We start from the raw sequence: 17,725 nt of genomic DNA on the forward strand, positions 1-17,725 counted from the left end.
TTGCGTGACGTCGGTGGAAGAAAGGACACAACGCCACGACGCGGTAGTACCGGTCGGAGTCGACGTTATGCCGCGATGAGAGATGTCCGGGCGCATATCGGCCACGGGGGCCTTCGTGCCCTGACGGAACGGATCCGCGAACGAGCCATCGGCCCGGTCGCCGAGGCGGTCCGGGCGGAAGCCGGGGGCTGCGTTGCCCCCTCGGCGTATCGCGCTGATCACGGGAAAAGCCTATCGCTGTTGCCCCCCGAGCCGTCATGGTCCTTATGTGTACAAAACCAGGGGGGGAAGTTTGACACTGTGGACAGCGACGAATGGTTACCCGGGGCATATCGACCGATGAGCACTCTTGGGGAGACGCAGTGGCGAAGATCCTGATCGTGACCGGGGACGCGGCGGAGTCGCTGGAGGTGATGTACCCGTACCAGCGCCTGCTCGAAGAGGGGTACGAGGTGGACATCGCCGCTCCCGCCCGCAAGCAGCTCCGGTTCGTGGTCCACGACTTCGAGCCCGGCTACGACACGTACACCGAGAAGCCGGGCTACACCTGGCCCGCCGACCTGGCCTTCTCCGAGGTGGACCCGAGCGCGTACGTGGCCGTCGTCATCCCGGGCGGCCGGGCGCCGGAGTACCTGCGCAACGACCCCGAGCTCCGCAAGATCCTCAAGTCCTTCTTCGACGCGGACAAGCCGGTGGCCCAGATCTGCCACGGCCCGCTGCTGACGGCCGCGACGGGCAGCCTGGAGGGCCGCCAGGTCACCGCGTACCCGGCGCTGGAGCTGGACATGCAGGCGGCGGGCGCCACCTTCCAGGACTCGGCCGCCGTGGTGGACGGCACCCTGGTCTCCTCCCGCGCCTGGCCGGACCACCCGAGCTGGATGCGGGAGTTCCTGAAGGTGCTGCGGGACGCGAAGGCGTAGTACCCGGGGGTGTGGGCCATCGTTCCGCCCCGCGGAACGATGGCCCACACCTGGCAGCGCACCCGGCCCGCCCCTAGTCCAACCCCTCCGCCACGGCGACCGCCTCCGCGAGCGAGTCCACGACGGGCACGCCCACCGCCTCCAGGCTGCGGCGGCTGTGCGAGCCGCCGGTGTAGAGCACGGCCCGCGCCCCCGCGCGCAGCGCGGCCACCGCGTCGTCCGCCGCGTCGCCGATGACGACGACCCGGTCCGCCGGCACCCCGCCGAGCGCCGCGAGGTGGCGCACCATGGTGGCGGACTTGCCGTCCGTGGAACGGTCCACCCGCCCGTCGACGCGCAGGAACCGTTCCGCGATCCCGTGCCGCCGCACCAGCGGTATCAGCTCCTCGTGCGGCGCGAGCGACAGCAGCGACTGGGTGAGCCCGGACGCCTGGCGCGCCGCCAGCAGCTCCGCCGCCCCCGCCGTGAGCCCGCAGCCCTCGGCCCGCTGCCAGTAGTGCCGGTGGAAGGCGCCGTCCATGACGAGCCACTCGTCATCCGTGGGCAGCCGCCCCATCAGCCGCTCGTAGAACTTCGGCACCGGCACCGTGTACAGCTCGCGGTACTGCTCCAGCGTGATCTGCGCGAGCCCCAGCTCGGCGAAGGCCGCGTTGGTCGCGCCGATCACCGCCCCGGTGTCGTCGAGCAGCGTGCCGTTCCAGTCCCAGACCAGGTGTTTTCCATGCGTACCGCGCTTCTCGTGCTTCCCCATGGAGGCACGGTACCGGGCCCCGGCTCAGCCGAGCAGACCCGGAATCTCCTGCACTCCGAACCAGAGCAGCTCGTGGTCCTCGGCGCCGTCCACGACGAACTGGGCGTCGTCGTCACCCTGGTCCGCCGCCCCGAGCGCGTCCGCGGCGGCGGAGACGTCCGCGTGGGCGTCGTCCGCGTCCGCGTGCACGGCCGCGGCCTTGGCCAGCGGTACGGGTCCGGCGATCCGGACCTCGCCGAGCGCGCTCGCGTCGAGCCCCCGGTCGGGGTCGACGGCCGCGTCCTTGTCGGCCACGTCCACCGCGACGACGATCCGGCGCCGCGCGGCCCCCGGGTCGCCGGCGAGCAGCCGCAGGGAGGCGGCGGCGGCGCGGTTGAGGGCCGCGTACTCCAGCTCCTCGATGTCGTCGGAGACGTACCACTCGCGCAGCGCGGGGGTGACGGCATAGGCGGTGAGGGGCCCGGGGCCGAGCTCGCCCGCCTTGTGCGCCTGTGCGAGACCGGGGAGGGTCAGGGGGACGTAGACGCGCATGGCTGGCCGCTTTCGTAGTCGGAGACGCCCTCAGGATACGTGCGGAGTCCCCCTTCGGGGTCCCGGGCCCGGAGCCGCCCCCCGTCGGCACCGGGCCCGCGCGCCCCGGGGCGCGCGGGGGCCCGGGAGTCCGCCGCTCACCCGGATAGGTGAACCGGAGCGCGCCCCCGCGCCCGGCCGAGGGCCCCTTGCCGGGCCCGACACCGCGCCCGTACAAGATCCTCAAGAAAGTTACCGACTGGTACCAGCCAGTGACACAGCGCGACGGAAACGGGGACCGCCATGAGGACCGCGACCAAGACGGCGACGCAGAACGCCACGACCGCGACCGCGACCTCCCACCAGCCTCATCCCCACCACCGGCTCCGCAACCGCCCGGCGGGCCCCGGAGGCGCCACCCGCCCCTCAGGCCCCGCGGGCACCGGCCCCCGGGGGCGCGCGGGCACCGCGCCGCGCCGGACGCCTCCCCCGCACGTCCTCTTCGCCGAGCGGCTGCTCGCGGTGCTCAGCGGCGAGCGCCCGGTGCACTGGATGCTCGGCCACACCGTCGGCGAGGGGTACGAGCAGCTCGTCCGGCTCGCCCCGGGCACCCCGCTGCGCTCGCACGGCCCGCGCCCGGTGCTGCGCCACTGCTCGGCCCGGCCGCCGGGCCCGGACGCCGTCGAGGCGTGCGCGACGATCGCGACCGGGCCCCGGGTCCGGGCCCTGGCCTTCCGCCTGGAGCGCGGCCGGGACCGCCGCTGGCGCTGCGCGGCGGTGGAGGTGGACGGCCTGCCGGGCCAGGACCAGGGCCGACGGCCCGGGCAGGGACAGGGCCAGGGACACGGCCCCGGACACGCCGGAGGGGCCGGCCACCGCATCCGGTGACCGGCCCCTCCCTGCCGCGCCTCGGGCGACGGCTTGCCTGCTCGCCTCGCGGCGGTGGCGGCCGGCGGCCTTACTTCCTGCGGCGGCGCCCGCCCGCGTTCTTCTGCGCCTTGCGGCGCTCCGCGCGGGTCATGCCGTCGCCCGAGGCCTCGCTGCCGTCGGAGGCGAAGTCGCCCTCGACGACCGAGCCGTCACCGTCGACCTTGGGGGCCGAGAAGTGCAGCCGGTCGGGGCGCTGCGGGGCCTCCAGGCCCTTGGCGCGGATCTCCGGCCGGCCGGCGCCGGCCGGGACGGCGTCCTTCTTGTCGAGGGACGGCGAGTCCTGCACCGGGACCTCCTCGACCTGCTGCTCGACCTGGACCTCCAGGTTGAACAGGTAGCCGACGGACTCCTCCTTGATGCCCTCCATCATGGCGGTGAACATGTCGAAGCCCTCGCGCTGGTACTCGACCAGCGGGTCCTTCTGGGCCATGGCGCGCAGGCCGATGCCCTCCTGGAGGTAGTCCATCTCGTAGAGGTGCTCGCGCCACTTGCGGTCGAGCACCGAGAGGACCACGCGCCGCTCCAGCTCGCGCATGATCTCCGAGCCGAGCTGGGTCTCCCGCGCGTTGTACTGCTCGTGGATGTCGTCCTTGACGGACTCGGCGATGAACTCGGCGGTGATGCCCGCCCGGTCCCCGGCCGCGTCCTCCAGCTCGTCGACCGTGACCTTCGCCGGGTAGAGCTGCTTGAAGGCGTTCCACAGGCGGTCCAGGTCCCACTCCTCGGCGAAGCCTTCGGCGGTCTCCTGGCGGATGTAGTCGTCGATCGTGTCGTCCATGAAGTGGCCGACCTGCTCCTGCAGGTCCTCGCCCTCCAGGACGCGGCGGCGCTCGCCGTAGATGACCTCGCGCTGCCGGTTGAGCACCTCGTCGTACTTCAGGACGTTCTTGCGGGTCTCGAAGTTCTGGCTCTCGACCTGGCCCTGCGCGGAGGCGATCGCGCGGGTGACCATCTTGTTCTCGATCGGGACGTCGTCCGGCACGTTCGCCATCGCCATCACGCGCTCGACCATCGCGGCCTTGAACAGGCGCATCAGGTCGTCGCCGAGCGACAGGTAGAAACGGGACTCGCCCGGGTCGCCCTGACGGCCGGAACGGCCGCGGAGCTGGTTGTCGATACGGCGGGACTCGTGGCGCTCGGTGCCCAGGACGTACAGGCCGCCGAGCTCCTTGACCTCCTCGAACTCCGCCTTCACGGCCTTCTCGGCCCGCTCCATGGCGCCGGGCAGGGCCGCGGCCCACTCCTCGACGTGCTCGACCGGGTCCAGGCCGGACTGGCGCAGCTCGGCCTCGGCGAGGTCGTCGGGGTTGCCGCCGAGCTTGATGTCCGTACCTCGGCCGGCCATGTTGGTGGCGACGGTGACGGCGCCCCGGCGGCCCGCCTGCGCCACGATCGCGGCCTCGCGCTCGTGGTGCTTGGCGTTGAGCACCTCGTGCGGCACCCCGCGCTTGCTGAGCTGCTGCGACAGGTACTCGGACTTCTCGACCGAGGTGGTGCCGACGAGGACCGGCTGGCCCTTCTCGTGCTTCTCCGCGATGTCGTCGACGACGGCGGCGAACTTGGCGACCTCGGTCCGGTAGATCAGGTCCGGCTGGTCCTTGCGCTGCATGGGCTTGTTCGTCGGGATCGGCACGACGCCCAGCTTGTAGATCTGGTGGAACTCGGCCGCCTCGGTCATGGCCGTACCGGTCATGCCGGAGAGCTTGTCGTAGAGGCGGAAGAAGTTCTGGAGGGTGATCGTGGCGAGGGTCTGGTTCTCGTCCTTGATCTGCACCCCCTCCTTGGCCTCGATCGCCTGGTGCATGCCCTCGTTGTAACGGCGGCCGGCGAGGATACGGCCGGTGTGCTCGTCGACGATCATGACCTCGCCGTCGATGACGACGTAGTCCTTGTCCTTCTTGAACAGTTCCTTCGCCTTGATGGCGTTGTTCAGGTACCCGACGAGCGGGGTGTTCACCGACTCGTAGAGGTTGTCGATGCCCAGCCAGTCCTCGACCTTGGCGACGCCGGCCTCGTGGATGCCGACGGTGCGCTTCTTCTCGTCGACCTCGTAGTCGCCGGTCTCCTCGATGCCCTTCATCGGGTTGCCGGGCTCGCCCTTGACCAGGCGGGTGACCAGCTTCGCGAAGTCGCCGTACCACTTGGTGGCCTGGTCGGCGGGGCCGGAGATGATCAGCGGCGTACGGGCCTCGTCGACGAGGATCGAGTCGACCTCGTCGACACAGGCGTAGTTGTGGCCGCGCTGGACGAGCTCTTCCTGGGACCACGCCATGTTGTCGCGCAGGTAGTCGAAGCCGAACTCGTTGTTCGTGCCGTACGTGATGTCACAGGCGTACTGCTCACGGCGCTGGGCCGGAGTCATGTTCGCCAGGATGCAGCCGACCTCCAGACCGAGGAACTTGTGCACCCGGCCCATCATCTCGGAGTCGCGCTCGGCCAGGTAGTCGTTCACCGTGATCAGGTGGACGCCCTTGCCGGACAGCGCGTTCAGATACGCCGGCAGCGTACCGACGAGGGTCTTGCCCTCACCGGTCTTCATCTCGGCCACGTAGCCGAGGTGCAGGGCGGCGCCGCCCATGATCTGGACGTCGTAGTGGCGCTGGCCGAGGACGCGCTTGGCGCCCTCGCGGACGGTGGCGAACGCCTCGGGGAGCAGGTCGTCCAGGCTCTCACCGTCGATGTAGCGCTGCTTGTACTCATCGGTGAGCGCCCGCAACTCGGCGTCGGAGAGTTTGACGAAGTCCTCTTCGATGGAGTTGACCTGGTCCGCGATGCGGTGCAGTTTGCGCAGGATCTTGCCTTCGCCTGCACGCATGAGCTTGTTGAAGACGGACACTGAGGCTGGTCTCCTTGCCGGTCGGGCCTGGCACTGGGTCTTGTCATGACTCGGGCGCGGGCACGGCAGGTGGTCCCCACCGCAACGGCCATCGTAAGCGAGACCGCCCTCGCGGAGGGAGGCCCGCTGTGCCGAAGCCCCGCTCACGCCCGAGAGGCCTCCCGAAAGAAAGAACGCCCGAGCCCGCCGGAAGGTGCCGCACGCACCGAAAAGTGTTCGCATGAACCCGGGCGGGTCACCAGAATTCCGTCATGGAACCGATCACCCTCACCACCGAACGCCTGCGTCTTCGCCCCTACGTGCCGGAGGACGTCGACCGCGTCTTCGATGTCTGTCAGGACCCCGATATCCAGCGCTGGACCGTCGTCCCCTCGCCGTACAGCCGGCAGGACGCCGAGTTCTTCGTCCTGCGGCTGGCCCCCGAGGGCTGGAGCAGCGGCCGGGAGCACTCCTTCGCCGTCGAGCCCGTCCAGGGCGGGCCGCTGTTCGCCGCGATCAGCGTGTCCGCCCGCGCGGAGGGCGTGTACGAGGTCGGCTTCTGGCAGGCGAAGGAGCGGCGCGGCCAGGGGTTCATGGCGGAGGCGGTCGGTGCCGTCGCGCACTGGGCCTTCACGGGGCTGAACTGCCACCGCCTGGTGTGGCGCGCCGAGGTCGGCAACACGCCCTCCCGCGCGGTCGCCGAGCGGGCCGGCTTCACGGTGGAGGGCGTCGAGCGGGCGGGCCTGGTGAACAAGGGCACGGTCCGCGACTCCTGGTCGGCCTCCCTCCTCCCCTCGGACCTGGGCCTCCCGGCCCCCCTGCCGTACCTCCCGTCGTCCGGGGTCTGACGGTCCCGCCGGGCCCGGTCCGGCTGTCGGTGCGGCCCGCTAGATTGCGGATCATGACGACCGACGCCCCGCGCCCCGCAGCCGAACTGTCCGCCGACGAAGCCCGCCGGATCGCCCTGCGGGCCCAGGGCTTCCTCGGCGCCCCCGACCGCCGGGGCGGGGTCCGGGGCGTGCTGCGCCACCTGGGACAGGTCCAGCTCGACACGATCTCGGTGCTGGCCCGCTCGCACGAGCTCATCCCGTACGCGCGCCTGGGCGCGGTCGGCCGCACGGCGGTCGAGGAGGCGTACTGGACGGAGGGCCACGCCTTCGAGTACTGGTCGCACGCCGCCTGCGTGCTGCCGATCGAGGAGTGGCCGCTCTTCGCCTTCCGGCGGCGCTCCTACCGCGACCGCCCGCACTGGGGCCACGAGCTGTCCCCGGGGGCGTACGAGGCGGTGATCGCCCAGCTGCGCGCGGAGGGCCCGCTGACGGCGACCGAGCTGGGCGGCGCGAAGAACAAGGGCGAGTGGTGGGACTGGTCCGACTCGAAGATCGCCGTCGAGCGGGCGCTGATGTACGGCGAGGTCGTGGTCACCGAGCGGCGCGGCTGGAAGCGGGTCTACGACCTGGCCGAGCGGGCCGTCCCCGGGGAGCTGCTCCACGACGACCTGGACGACACCGAGTGCCTGCGCCGGCTGGTGCGGCAGGCGGGCGAGGCGCTGGGCGTCGGCACCCGCGCGGACATCGCCGACTACCACCGGATCAAGGGCGAGGCCTTCGACGCGGTGGTGGCGGACTCGGGCCTCGTCCCGGTGGCCGTGGCGGGCTGGGGCAAGCCCGCGTGGGCGGACCCGGCGGCGCTGGCGAGCGAGCCGCGCGGGCGGCACCGGACGACGCTGCTGTCGCCGTTCGACTCGCTGATCTGGGAGCGGGCCCGCACGGAGCGGATCTTCGGCTTCACGCACCGCCTGGAGGCGTACGTGCCGAAGCAGAAGCGGGTCCACGGGTACTTCGCCATGCCGGTGCTGTCCGGCGGGCGCCTGGTCGGCCGGGTGGACCCGGCGCGGGAGGGCCGCACGCTGGTCGCCCGCCAGGTGTCGCTGGAGGGACCGAAGGCGGTCCCGGCGGTGGCGCGGGCGCTGCGCGAGGCGGCGGAGTGGGTGGGCTGCGAGGCGGTGGCGGTGGAGCGCGTGAATGCGCCGGAACTCACGGCAGAGCTCGTCAAGTCGCTGGGCTGAGCGGCGGGATCCGTCAGCGGATCTCCAGGATCTTCTCTCGCATCGCGTAGACCACGGCCTCCATCCGGGAGTGCAGCTGGAGCTTCTCCAGGATGTTGCGCACGTGGTTCTTCACGGTGTTCTCGGAGATGAAGAGCTCCTTGGCGATGTCCCGGTTGTTCATCCCGGTCGCGACGAGCTTGAGGACCTCCAGCTCGCGGTCGGTCAGGCGCGGCGCGGGCACCAGCCGGCGCTCGTCGGTGCGCTGGATCATCGACTTGAACTCGGTGAGCAGCTTGGAGGCCATCGAGGGGCTGATCTGCGACTGTCCGTCGGCGACCGCGCGGATGGCGGTGGAGACCTCGTCGGTGGAGATCTCCTTGAGGAGGTAGCCGGTCGCGCCCGCCTTGATGGCGTCGTAGAGGTCGGCCTCCTCGTCGCTGATCGTCAGCATGATGATCTTCGCGCTGGGGGCGACCTCCTTGATGGAGGTGCAGGCCTCGATCCCGCCGCGCTTGGGCATCCGCACGTCCATCAGCACGATGTCCGGCAGCAGATCGGCGGCCTTGTCGACGGCCTCGGCCCCGTCCCCGGCCTCGCCGACGACCTGGATGTCCTCCTCCTGGGCGAGGACGATCTCCAGTCCGCGCCGGAAAAGCGCGTGATCGTCCACGACGAGGACCCGGATCGGCTCGTCGCGTGACGCGCCGCTGGCCGAATCCGACCCCTCCGAATTCACCGTGCCGAGGGACTCCCGCCCACCGTGCACCGGCCCGAAGCCGTCCGCCATCGTTCCTCCCCCAGAAGGCCGTGGCCTGAAGTCGTGTAAGGAATCACTCTCGGTCCTCCAACCGCTGCTCAGGGAGCACCGGTTGGCGTGCACGCCATGATTTCATGCCTCGGCGGCCTCGCGGTGTACGCGTGGTCGCACCCGGTCGCATTCCGTCGCTTCCGGTCGCACAGGGGTGCCCCTGGGAGCACGGGGAGCACTCCAGGGGCACCGAATCGAAACCTCGGCCTACCGGGGCCGGTCGGGGGGGCTGTCAGCCGGCCGTGTCAGCCGCCGAGCGCGCCGCCCGCGCCACCGAGGTCCTCACCCGCGAGGGGGTCGCTCTCCAGGTGGATGACGCCGTAGTCGTAGGCGTGCCGCCGGTAGACGACACTGGGCTGCTTCGTGTCGGAGTCGACGAAGAGGTAGAAGTCGTGCCCGACCAGCTCCATCTCGTAGAGCGCCTGGTCGAGCGTCATGGGGGCGGCCTTGTGGGTCTTCTCGCGGACCACCAGCGGTCCTTCGCCCTGGACCTCGATCGAACCCATCATCGTGGTGGGCACGGTGCCGCCGGTCTCCTCCGGCACCACCTCGCCCGCACCGTTCAGCGACGCGACGCCCGGCACCACGTCGGCGACCTCCGCCGCCGAAAGCCTGCCGTTGCCGCGGCGGGTGTACCGCTTGTCGTGCTGCTTGCGCAGCTGCGTCTCCAGCTTGTCGCTGGCGAGGTCGAGCGCTGCGTACGCGTCGCCGGCCGCCGCTTCCGCCCGGATCACCGGGCCTCGGGAGTGGAGGGTGATCTCCACGCGGTCGGACCGGTCGGCCTGCCGCGGGTTGTGCTCCTTGGACACCTCGACGTCGAGGCTGATCACCTTGCCGTCGAGCTTCTGGATCTTCTCCAGCTTCAGCTTCTCGGCCACGTGCTTCCGGAACCGCTCGGGCACCTCGGTCTTGCGGCCCTTGACGACGATGTCCACGCAGAACTCCGTTCCCGGATCGCTCACTGCGGCTCCTTGGCCGCGGAGCATCTCCCTTTGCACCAGACTCCGGCGATTGCCGGGGTCTCGGACTGTGGCGACTTCGCCCCTCTCCTCCCCAGTCGACAAGCTCCCCACCCCATTGACAAGAGGTTAATTCGCCTTGAACTCCCGTCCTGTAGGCGCACCCGTGCATTAGGTGAGGTGTAGCTGTTCGCCATTCCTCACAACCGAACATAGCTCGTTCGGACGGGTGTCGTCACCCGCTGCCGGGACTTACCTCCATTCGGGTGTTCCCACCTCTCACCACCTGCAACGATGCAAGTTCTTCAGGAGTTCCGGTTTATTTCGAACGAACCCGGAGAGGATGCGACTACCGCTGCCGTCGACCGTTCGAAAAGACCTTCCGCCCCACGCTCCGTCGGGCTGTCCGGTAATCCGGGAATGAACGGAGGGTGTCCACCGAAGCGGACGGCACCCAGTGCCCTCGCGGCTTCCGCGAGCGAGGCCCCCGTGGTCATCAGATCGTCGACGAGAACCACTCTCCCGGCCGCCTCCGCCAGCAGCCGCGCGCCGCCCGGAGCGAGCTCCAGCGCCCCCGCGAGATTGGCGAGCCGCCCCCGCGCGCCGAGCCCCGCCTGGTCGGCCACCGCCCTGCCCTGCCGCAGCACGGGCAGCATCCGAGCCGCCCGCCCGGACCGCCGCAGCACCGCCGCCGCGTGCCGCGCGATCCGCCGGGTCGGATCGTGGCCACGCGCCCGCACGGAGCGCCGCGAGGACGGCACCGGCACGAGGAGCAGCGGCCGGCCCCCGAGGCCCTCACAGGGCCCCGCGGCGGCCTCCACGGCCCCCGCCAGCGCGGCGCCCAGCGGCCCGGCGAGCGGCAGCGCCCCGCGCTCCTTGTGCGCGAGCAGCACGTCCCGCACGGCCCCCTCGTACGCCGCCGCCGCGTACACGGCCGGCAGCCCCGCCGGCACGGGCGAGGGCCACACCCGCCGCGCCCCCGCGAGAAGCCGACCCCCGCACTCCCCGCAGAGCCCCGACCGCCCCCTGCCGCACGCCACGCAGACGGCAGGCAGCACCAGCCCGGCCACCTCGGCCCACCAGCCCCGCATGCCCCCACTGTCCACCGGTGCCGCGGGGCACACCAGCCCTGTGGACGACGGCCTGTGGACAACCGGGACGGGCGGCGCACCGCCCCGCCCCGAGCGGACCCGGGGGGCGGCCTCAGCCCGGATAGACCGGCGAGTCCCCCGCCTTGGCGATCGGCTGCCAGTTCGCCCCCGGCACGAGCCGCACGATGCCGTCGTTCCCGGAGTCCGCGACGACCGGGGACGCCTCCCCGTGCGGCGCCGCGACGGCGGTGACGCCGTTGAGGCCCGGCAGGACCGACGTGGTCGACGTCGAGCCGTCCGTCTGGACGTACCGCACCTGCTGCACCCCACCCGCCTCCGTGCCGACCACGACGAGGCGGCTCGGGCCGGCCCAGGACACGGCGGTGACGGACTCCAGGCGCGGCGCGGCCTGCTGCGGGGACTCGACGGAGACGCTCTCGCGCCCCTCGCTGCGGGTCCGCTCGACCCGCCCGATCTGCAGGGTCGTGCGCTTGTCCTTGGTGACGAGCAGCGCGATCCGCACCCCGTCGGCGGAGACCCGCAGCGACTCGATGCGCGCCCCGTCCTTCAGCCACGGCGTGCTGACCTCGACCGGCTCGCCCTGGCCGCCGGGCACCAGCCACAGCCGTGGGTCGGCCGGGTTGCGGTCGGCGACCCACAGGTCGCCGTGGCCGTCCCAGCTCGGCGCGGACAACCGGTCCCGCTCCCGCGGCCCGGTGCTGGTCACGACGGGCGGCGCGGGCTCCTCGTCGGCGGTGATCGACCCGACCCGCAGGGCCCGGCCGTCCTGCACGATCCCGGCCGCCCGGCTCTCCTCCCGGTCCACCGCCACGGACGTCAGCGGCAGCGCGCCCCGCCCGAACGGTCCGGCGACCTCGGTCGGCTTGTCGAGCTGCTTCGAGGCGACCGACAGCGTCATCAGCCGGCCGTGGTCGTCGACGAAGTACGGGTTCTCCCCTCGGCCCGGGTCGCGGACCGGCGAGTACTCCTCGGTGGCCTGCCCCTTGCCGAGCAGGCACAGCGACTTGCCGCCGCTGCCCTGGAGCTCGACCTGCTCCACGCGGGCCGAGGTCAGGTCGCCGAGGGTGAAGAGGAGCTGCGCCGCCATGCCCTTGCAGACGAGGGCGCTGACGTGGTCCGCCTTGGCGTTCAGCGGGACCTTCAGCGTCGACTGGTCGTCGGTCGAGAGCGTCGTGACGCCCTTCCTCAGCTCCGTACCGGACGGGAAGCGCGAGTCGACGGCCGGGCCGAGCCAGCCCGTCGGGCCCTCCAGGAGCGCCTTCACGGTCTGGGTGACGGGATCCATGCGGGTGACCGGGTCCTGCCGCTGCCGGATGTAGACGGGGTCGGCGACGACCCAGTCCTCCCCCGACGCGAAGTAGTACTTGTTGACCGACCGGTAGTTGCGCAGGAAGTCCGCCTCGCCGAGCACCAGCCCCGAGGGCAGGCTGTCGATGCGCCATTCCTTGCTCTTGCCGTCGGCCGACGGCTGCTGGACCACGTGGATCGACTCGTTGAACTCCGCCGGCACCTCCGGCCGGTACGCGTGCCGGGCGTCGACCTTCGCGAGCCGCCGCCCGGAGATCGGGTACGAACGCCCCTGGTTCTCCGTGTCGGCCATCCGGTCCGCCTGGTCACGGTCGGGCGCGTTGGTGAGCACCGTGATGCTCGCCTCCGGCCGCCACGTCCGCGCGGCCTGCGGGGTCAGGTACTTGCGGGCCGTGGCGAACCCGGGGTCGTCACTCGTCATGGCCTCCAGGAAGCCGTCGACGATCTCCTCCGGGTCGGCGTTGTCGCGGGGCGCGACCGCGTACACCCGGACCTGCGAGTCGCCGCCGTTGGACGCCTTCACGGCCCGTGCGTCGCCGCTGTCGGGCATGCTCGCGCAGCCGGCCGCCAGCACCGAGCCGCAGACCAGCAGCACGACACCGCGCACCGTCCGTCCCCGCCCCGGGGCCCACCGCTCTCCTCGACGGTCAGCGCTCACCGGTCCCGCCCTCCCGCTCGGCGCGCGTCGACGCCATGGCCTCGCCCCCGACACCGTCCTCGTCCTCGCCGCCCGCCGCGCTCCGCGGCACGACCCGGGCGCCGCTGCCCGGCAGGGCCGTCGGATCCACCGTCGCCCGAGGCACGGACGCCATCCTCGGCGGCACCGACAGCGCCGCCGGATGCTCCCCGGCGGGCTGCGCGGGCACGGCCGTCAGGCGCGCCCCGGCCGCCGCCTGCTCGCGGTTGCGCCGCGAGTCCTCCGGTTCCAGCGGGATCGGCGAACCGCGCAGCGGCTCGTCCGCGGTACGCGGCAGGGTGAGCCGGAACTGCGAGCCACCGCCGGGCTCGCCCCAGGCCTGCAGCCAGCCGCCGTGCAGCCGCGCGTCCTCGACGGCGATCGACAGGCCGAGGCCCGTACCGCCGGTGGTGCGCGCGCGGGACGGATCGGCCCGCCAGAAGCGGTTGAAGACGCGGGTCGCCTCGCCCGGCTTGAGCCCGATGCCGTAGTCGCGCACGGCGACGGCGACGGCCCCGCCGGCGGCGGCCAGCTTCACGATCACGTCCCGGCCCTCGCCGTGCTCCACGGCGTTCACGACCAGGTTGCGCAGCACCCGCTCGACCCGGCGGGCGTCCACCTCGGCGACCACGGGCTGCTCGTCGCCCCGCACGAGGATCCGGGTGCCCTTGCGCTCGGCCAGCGGCTCGGCGCCGCCGATGACCCGCCGGACGACCTGGCGCAGGTCGATCGGCTCGGCCTCCAGCGCCGCGGCGCCCGCGTCGAAGCGACTGATCTCCAGCAGGTCCGACAGCAGCGACTCGAACCGGTCGAGCTGGTCCCCGAGGAGCTCGGCGGAACGCGCGGTGACGGGGTCGAAGTCGACCCGGGCCTCGTGGATGACGTCGGCCGCCATCCGCACCGTCGTCAGCGGCGTCCGCAGCTCGTGCGAGACGTCGGAGACGAAACGGCGCTGCATCCGCGACAGCTCCTCCAGCTGCTGGATCTTCAGCTGGATGGTCTGCGCCATCTTGTTGAAGGCCTCGCCGAGGCGCGCGATGTCGTCCTCGCCGGTGACCTTCATCCGCTCCTGCAGCCCGTTGGCCGACAGCCGCTCGGCGACCGCTGCGGCCATCCGCACGGGGGTGACGACCTGCCGCACCACGAGCCAGGCGATCGCGCCGAGCAGCACGACGACGAACAGCCCGGCGGTCGCGAGAGTCGTCTTCACGAGCGCGAGCGAGTCCTCCTCCTGCGTCAGCGGGAAGAGGTAGTACAGCTCGTACGGGGTGCCGTCGGCGTCGTTGAGCCGCTTGCCGATCACCAGGCCGGGCTCGGACGCCTTGCCGCTGGTGTAGTGGATGCGGGCGGGCTGCTGATAGGTGCTGGTGCCCTGGGCGACGTTGTGCCGCAGCTCGGCGGGGATGCTGGTGGTCGGATCGACCTCGCCGGAGGCGCGGGCGCCTCGGCTGGCGGTGTTCCCGGTCTCCAGGGACAGCGCGACCACGTTGAAGGCGCTCTGACCGCCGCTGGCGAGCTGCTCGACCAGCGTCGAGCGCCAGTTCACGGACGCGCCGGCCCGGCCGCCGTCCTGCCCGCCGGGCGCGGGCGGCGTCGTGGCCGCCCTGTCCTGCGCGGCGGAGAAACCGCCCGCCGCCTGGCTCTGCGCGGCCCGCTCCTTGGCGTCGAGCAGGCCGTTGCGCACCTGCCCGATCACCACGAGGCCGAGCAGCAGCACGACACCGAGCGACATGAGCAGGGTGCCCGCGACCACGCGCACCTGCAGATTGCGCCGCCACAGGCGTACGGCGGGCAGCAGCGGCCGGCGCAGCCAGCGCGCGAACAGCCGGAAGGCGGGCCCGCCCGGTGCGCCGTCCTGGAGCAGGCGGCCGACACGCGAGCCCCCCCGCCCCGGTCCGGCAGCCCGCCCCGTACGGATTCCCGGATCCCCGGGCTTCGGAGCAGTACTGCCCGCGCTCATGTCAGCTCGGCCCTGCCTTGTAGCCGACACCGCGGACGGTCACGACGATCTCCGGGCGCTCGGGGTCCTTCTCGACCTTGGAGCGCAGCCGCTGCACGTGCACGTTGACGAGCCGGGTGTCGGCCGCGTGGCGGTAGCCCCAGACCTGCTCCAGCAGCACCTCGCGCGTGAACACCTGCCACGGCTTGCGCGCCAGCGCGACCAGCAGGTCGAACTCGAGCGGCGTCAGCGCGATCGACTGCCCGTCCCGCTTCACGGAGTGCCCGGCCACGTCGATGACCAGGTCCCCGATCGCCAGCTGCTCCGGCGCGGGCTCCTCCGACCTCCGCAGCCGCGCCCTGATGCGGGCGACGAGCTCCTTCGGCTTGAACGGCTTGACGATGTAGTCGTCGGCACCGGACTCCAGGCCCACGACGACGTCGACCGTGTCGCTCTTGGCCGTGAGCATGACGATGGGCACCCCGGACTCGGCCCGGATCAGCCGGCAGACCTCGATGCCGTCCCGTCCGGGCAGCATGAGATCGAGCAGCACGAGATCCGGCTTGGCCTCCCGGAAAGCGGCCAGCGCCTTGTCTCCGTCTGCGACGAACGACGGCTCGAAGCCCTCGCCCCGCAGCACGATCCCCAGCATCTCGGCCAGTGCGGTGTCGTCGTCGACGACCAGAACGCGTCCCTTCATATCGACATCATCCCATTCCCGTATCAGTATCAAAGCGGCTGGTGAGATAGCTCACTGACCTGCGGCGACGTCCGCGATTGCATGCCGTTTACCGCCGGTGTCTGTGGGTGTTGATGTCAACTTGGATGTCAGCCCCGTTCACCCCGTGGTCGCCCCGAACCGTACCTTGCGGGGCGCGGCACGGCCCATGGGGAGACCACCTCTAATCGATGCCCCCGGCTCCGCCGGAGCAGATCTGCTCTGCATACCGGTCGACGGCCACTCCCGGGACGACCTGTTCGACCCCCTCGACGCCGAGCGCGCGCACGAGCGCCTGCCGAACCTCGTCGTACGGATGCCCGGCGTAGCCGCTGCGGGTGCGACTGACAGCGCGCTCGACCTTCTCCATGTGGGCGGAGATGATCGGCGCAGCCTTTTCGTACTCACTCGGGTCCATGGACACAGGCAGCGACTCCTAGACCGACCGGCCTGCGCCGGACCTACTCCACTTCACCGTGGCGCGCCCGTATTGAACGGCACCCGAGAAGAGCGCCCCGACCAAGAGGCATCGGGTGATGACGTTGTCCTCCACGATCGAAAAGACCAGCAGCGGCACCAGAACCAACAGATACCAGTGCGGATGGTTCTGCCAACCACTCTTGCCTGCCATGACCCACTCCCCCCTACCGCACACCGTGGCGTGCACTCCTACGCGGCCTACGCCGCCCGCCCGCTCTCCGCGGGTCGCGGCGCTACCGGCCGACTGGAATCTCGTAAACGATCTCGCACAGCGCAGCGGGCACGACAATGTCCGCCGTCTCGACTGGCCGCCCCTCGTCGCTGTAGTACGTCCGCCGGATGTGCGTGACGAGAGCGGCCTTCTGAATCCCGAGCAGTGAGGCCTCCTCGGCCGTCGCCTGACGCGGCTCGGGCTGCTCGACGGCGTGGCTGATCGTGACGCCGATCGCAGCCATCCGGTTCACGACCCCGGCCCCCGCGTGCGGCCCACCCTCGGGAAGCACGATGAGAGTGCCGGCGGTGAGGTCGTACGGCTCCCAGCTCGTCGACAACTGAACGGGCCGCCCGTCGGCAAGGAACTCGTAAGCGGTCCGGACGCACAAGTCACCCTCGCCGATCCCGAGCCGAGCAGCGATCTCAGCCGGGGCCGGCACCTTGGCATCGGTCCGACTCTCCCAGCCACTCCGCTTCCCCAGCGCCTTCATGTCCGCCCGGAAAGGCGACCCGTCAGGCTGCTCGCGAGCGGCGGACCGAACCATCCGCACCCGCTGCCGGGGCTCGGCGACAAACGTCCCCGAACCAGCCCGGCCCTCCAACACACCCTGCGAGATCAAGAGCTCCTGAGCACGGCGGACGACGTTCTCGCCGACGCCGCACTCCTGGCCGATCTGAGCACGGGAAGGAAGCCGGTCTCCGGGCGTCCACTCGCGCTCCGCGATCCGCCTGCGGAGTTCGTCGGCGATGCGCAGGTAAGGCGGCTACTCAGGCATATGGAAAATCTAGTCCACTAGCTCTAATCTAGTTAACTAGCTTCACTGAAAGTGATCACCGGTGACGGAAGGCTGCCCTGTGCCTGCTCCAGAAGTACGCGCGGAAGCCATCGCCGCCCGGCTGTCCGCCATCGGACTCACCACACGCGTGGAGCAGCACACCCGACACACGTCGATCGAAGCGGAGGTACCGGAATCCCTCCCCGCCGAGACATGGCGGGAGGTCCTGGAAGTGGTGGCGCAGGCAGACCGGTTCGGTCTCCTCGCCACCAGCCTGGGCGGCCGCACCCTGTGGGCCGTCGTACGCAAGGTGGTCCCCGCGACGGGCGATGTCCGGGGACCCGGCCATCAGCGATAGGAGCTGATCAGCGTGCTCAACCGTATCCGCCGCGCCATCAGGCGCACCAGAGAGCGTCACATTCCGAGGCGCGCTCCGTTCCACCCCTGGACGCTCGCACGACGACCTCCGACTCCCCGCACTCGAACCGCCCACGAGCACCTCCTCGCCGGTGAGGAAACGGCCTTGATTCGCCCGTACGTGCTGACCGCGGAGGAACGTGCGCCGCGGCGCGCCACGTCCGCCTGGCGGTCGCCTGCGGAGGCGCACTGATGCGTCCCCACCCGGAACACGCAGCCGCCTCCCCCTACCGGTCGACCGCCTGCCGCATCGGCACGCATCAGGAGTGCGCGCACTCCAGCCCCACGTCGGCTCCTGTAGGCGTGCCCGTGGTCTACGAGACGTGCGGCTGCCTCTGCCACC

Annotated in this window: 17 protein-coding genes; 5 read left to right on the plus strand and 12 right to left on the minus strand. The window is 71.5% G+C overall.

Features of this window, described 5'->3' with window-relative positions; genetic code table 11:
* The first annotated feature begins 314 nt into the window (after positions 1 to 314).
* The gene (locus ACZ6J5_RS07300; protein WP_469388574.1) at positions 315 to 920 is read left to right on the plus strand and encodes a DJ-1/PfpI family protein; all 606 of its coding nucleotides are present in this window, start codon (positions 315 to 317) and stop codon (positions 918 to 920) included.
* A gap of 73 nt (positions 921 to 993) precedes the next feature.
* Here the strand turns inward: ACZ6J5_RS07300 and ACZ6J5_RS07305 are convergent, their stop codons facing one another.
* Both ACZ6J5_RS07305 and ACZ6J5_RS07310 read right to left on the minus strand, forming a co-directional pair.
* On the minus strand, positions 994 to 1,671 hold the full coding sequence (locus tag ACZ6J5_RS07305; RefSeq protein WP_469388576.1) for an HAD family hydrolase: 678 nt from the start codon (positions 1,669 to 1,671) through the stop codon (positions 994 to 996).
* 24 nt (positions 1,672 to 1,695) lie between these two features.
* Entirely contained in the window at positions 1,696 to 2,202 is a 507-nt protein-coding gene (locus tag ACZ6J5_RS07310) for a DUF6912 family protein (protein WP_469388578.1), read from the minus strand.
* A 282-nt stretch (positions 2,203 to 2,484) separates the two neighbouring features.
* Between ACZ6J5_RS07310 and ACZ6J5_RS07315 the strand changes: the two genes are divergently transcribed.
* Entirely contained in the window at positions 2,485 to 3,069 is a 585-nt protein-coding gene (locus ACZ6J5_RS07315; protein ID WP_469388580.1) for an Rv3235 family protein, read from the plus strand.
* A gap of 70 nt (positions 3,070 to 3,139) precedes the next feature.
* Here ACZ6J5_RS07315 and secA read toward each other — a convergent pair whose 3' ends face one another.
* A complete protein-coding gene (gene secA / locus ACZ6J5_RS07320) occupies positions 3,140 to 5,947 on the minus strand; it encodes a preprotein translocase subunit SecA (protein WP_469388582.1) in 2,808 nt (935 codons plus the stop codon).
* A 251-nt stretch (positions 5,948 to 6,198) separates the two neighbouring features.
* Between secA and ACZ6J5_RS07325 the strand changes: the two genes are divergently transcribed.
* Positions 6,199 to 6,774 (plus strand): GNAT family N-acetyltransferase, encoded by a 576-nt coding sequence (locus ACZ6J5_RS07325; RefSeq protein WP_469388583.1) that lies wholly within the window; start codon positions 6,199 to 6,201, stop codon positions 6,772 to 6,774.
* A 53-nt stretch (positions 6,775 to 6,827) separates the two neighbouring features.
* Positions 6,828 to 7,994, plus strand: a complete 1,167-nt coding sequence (locus ACZ6J5_RS07330; RefSeq protein ID WP_469388584.1) for a winged helix-turn-helix domain-containing protein — start codon at positions 6,828 to 6,830, stop codon at positions 7,992 to 7,994.
* 13 nt (positions 7,995 to 8,007) lie between these two features.
* Here ACZ6J5_RS07330 and ACZ6J5_RS07335 read toward each other — a convergent pair whose 3' ends face one another.
* The 9 genes from ACZ6J5_RS07335 to ACZ6J5_RS07375 form a co-directional block, all read right to left on the minus strand.
* Complete coding sequence (locus ACZ6J5_RS07335) at positions 8,008 to 8,763, minus strand: response regulator (RefSeq protein WP_469388585.1); 756 nt, start codon at positions 8,761 to 8,763, stop codon at positions 8,008 to 8,010.
* Between the two features lie 266 nt (positions 8,764 to 9,029).
* Positions 9,030 to 9,719 carry a ribosome hibernation-promoting factor, HPF/YfiA family gene (gene hpf, locus ACZ6J5_RS07340; protein WP_469388671.1) on the minus strand — a complete coding sequence of 230 codons (690 nt, stop codon included), beginning with the start codon at positions 9,717 to 9,719 and terminating at the stop codon, positions 9,030 to 9,032.
* Positions 9,720 to 10,048: 329 nt separating this feature from the next.
* On the minus strand, positions 10,049 to 10,834 hold the full coding sequence (locus ACZ6J5_RS07345) for a ComF family protein (RefSeq protein WP_469388586.1): 786 nt from the start codon (positions 10,832 to 10,834) through the stop codon (positions 10,049 to 10,051).
* A gap of 112 nt (positions 10,835 to 10,946) precedes the next feature.
* A complete protein-coding gene (locus ACZ6J5_RS07350; protein ID WP_469388588.1) occupies positions 10,947 to 12,770 on the minus strand; it encodes an LpqB family beta-propeller domain-containing protein in 1,824 nt (607 codons plus the stop codon).
* Between the two features lie 40 nt (positions 12,771 to 12,810).
* The gene (mtrB, locus tag ACZ6J5_RS07355) at positions 12,811 to 14,799 is read right to left on the minus strand and encodes an MtrAB system histidine kinase MtrB (RefSeq protein WP_469388590.1); all 1,989 of its coding nucleotides are present in this window, start codon (positions 14,797 to 14,799) and stop codon (positions 12,811 to 12,813) included.
* 1 nt (position 14,800) lies between these two features.
* A complete protein-coding gene (mtrA, locus tag ACZ6J5_RS07360; protein ID WP_009333493.1) occupies positions 14,801 to 15,478 on the minus strand; it encodes a two-component system response regulator MtrA in 678 nt (225 codons plus the stop codon).
* Positions 15,479 to 15,680: 202 nt separating this feature from the next.
* Positions 15,681 to 15,920, minus strand: coding sequence for a hypothetical protein (locus ACZ6J5_RS07365; protein WP_469388593.1), 240 nt, complete (start codon positions 15,918 to 15,920; stop codon positions 15,681 to 15,683).
* Between the two features lie 12 nt (positions 15,921 to 15,932).
* Positions 15,933 to 16,127 (minus strand): hypothetical protein, encoded by a 195-nt coding sequence (locus tag ACZ6J5_RS07370; protein WP_469388595.1) that lies wholly within the window; start codon positions 16,125 to 16,127, stop codon positions 15,933 to 15,935.
* Between the two features lie 82 nt (positions 16,128 to 16,209).
* The gene (locus ACZ6J5_RS07375; RefSeq protein WP_469388672.1) at positions 16,210 to 16,944 is read right to left on the minus strand and encodes a GntR family transcriptional regulator; all 735 of its coding nucleotides are present in this window, start codon (positions 16,942 to 16,944) and stop codon (positions 16,210 to 16,212) included.
* 100 nt (positions 16,945 to 17,044) lie between these two features.
* Between ACZ6J5_RS07375 and ACZ6J5_RS07380 the strand changes: the two genes are divergently transcribed.
* Positions 17,045 to 17,323 carry a hypothetical protein gene (locus ACZ6J5_RS07380; protein ID WP_469388675.1) on the plus strand — a complete coding sequence of 93 codons (279 nt, stop codon included), beginning with the start codon at positions 17,045 to 17,047 and terminating at the stop codon, positions 17,321 to 17,323.
* Positions 17,324 to 17,725 lie beyond the last annotated feature (402 nt).

The organism is Streptomyces sp. NPDC042100 (assembly GCF_055582325.1).

Coding starts and splice junctions, on each gene's coding strand:
- ACZ6J5_RS07335 (WP_469388585.1), bottom strand. CDS start 8,763: ATGGCGGACGGCTTCGGGCCGGTGCACGGTGGGCGGGAGTCCCTCGGC.
- ACZ6J5_RS07300 (WP_469388574.1), top strand. CDS start 315: ATGGTTACCCGGGGCATATCGACCGATGAGCACTCTTGGGGAGACGCA.
- ACZ6J5_RS07345 (WP_469388586.1), bottom strand. CDS start 10,834: ATGCGGGGCTGGTGGGCCGAGGTGGCCGGGCTGGTGCTGCCTGCCGTC.
- ACZ6J5_RS07315 (WP_469388580.1), top strand. CDS start 2,485: ATGAGGACCGCGACCAAGACGGCGACGCAGAACGCCACGACCGCGACC.
- ACZ6J5_RS07330 (WP_469388584.1), top strand. CDS start 6,828: ATGACGACCGACGCCCCGCGCCCCGCAGCCGAACTGTCCGCCGACGAA.
- ACZ6J5_RS07310 (WP_469388578.1), bottom strand. CDS start 2,202: ATGCGCGTCTACGTCCCCCTGACCCTCCCCGGTCTCGCACAGGCGCAC.
- mtrA (WP_009333493.1), bottom strand. CDS start 15,478: ATGAAGGGACGCGTTCTGGTCGTCGACGACGACACCGCACTGGCCGAG.
- ACZ6J5_RS07325 (WP_469388583.1), top strand. CDS start 6,199: ATGGAACCGATCACCCTCACCACCGAACGCCTGCGTCTTCGCCCCTAC.
- ACZ6J5_RS07370 (WP_469388595.1), bottom strand. CDS start 16,127: ATGGCAGGCAAGAGTGGTTGGCAGAACCATCCGCACTGGTATCTGTTG.
- mtrB (WP_469388590.1), bottom strand. CDS start 14,799: ATGAGCGCGGGCAGTACTGCTCCGAAGCCCGGGGATCCGGGAATCCGT.
- ACZ6J5_RS07305 (WP_469388576.1), bottom strand. CDS start 1,671: ATGGGGAAGCACGAGAAGCGCGGTACGCATGGAAAACACCTGGTCTGG.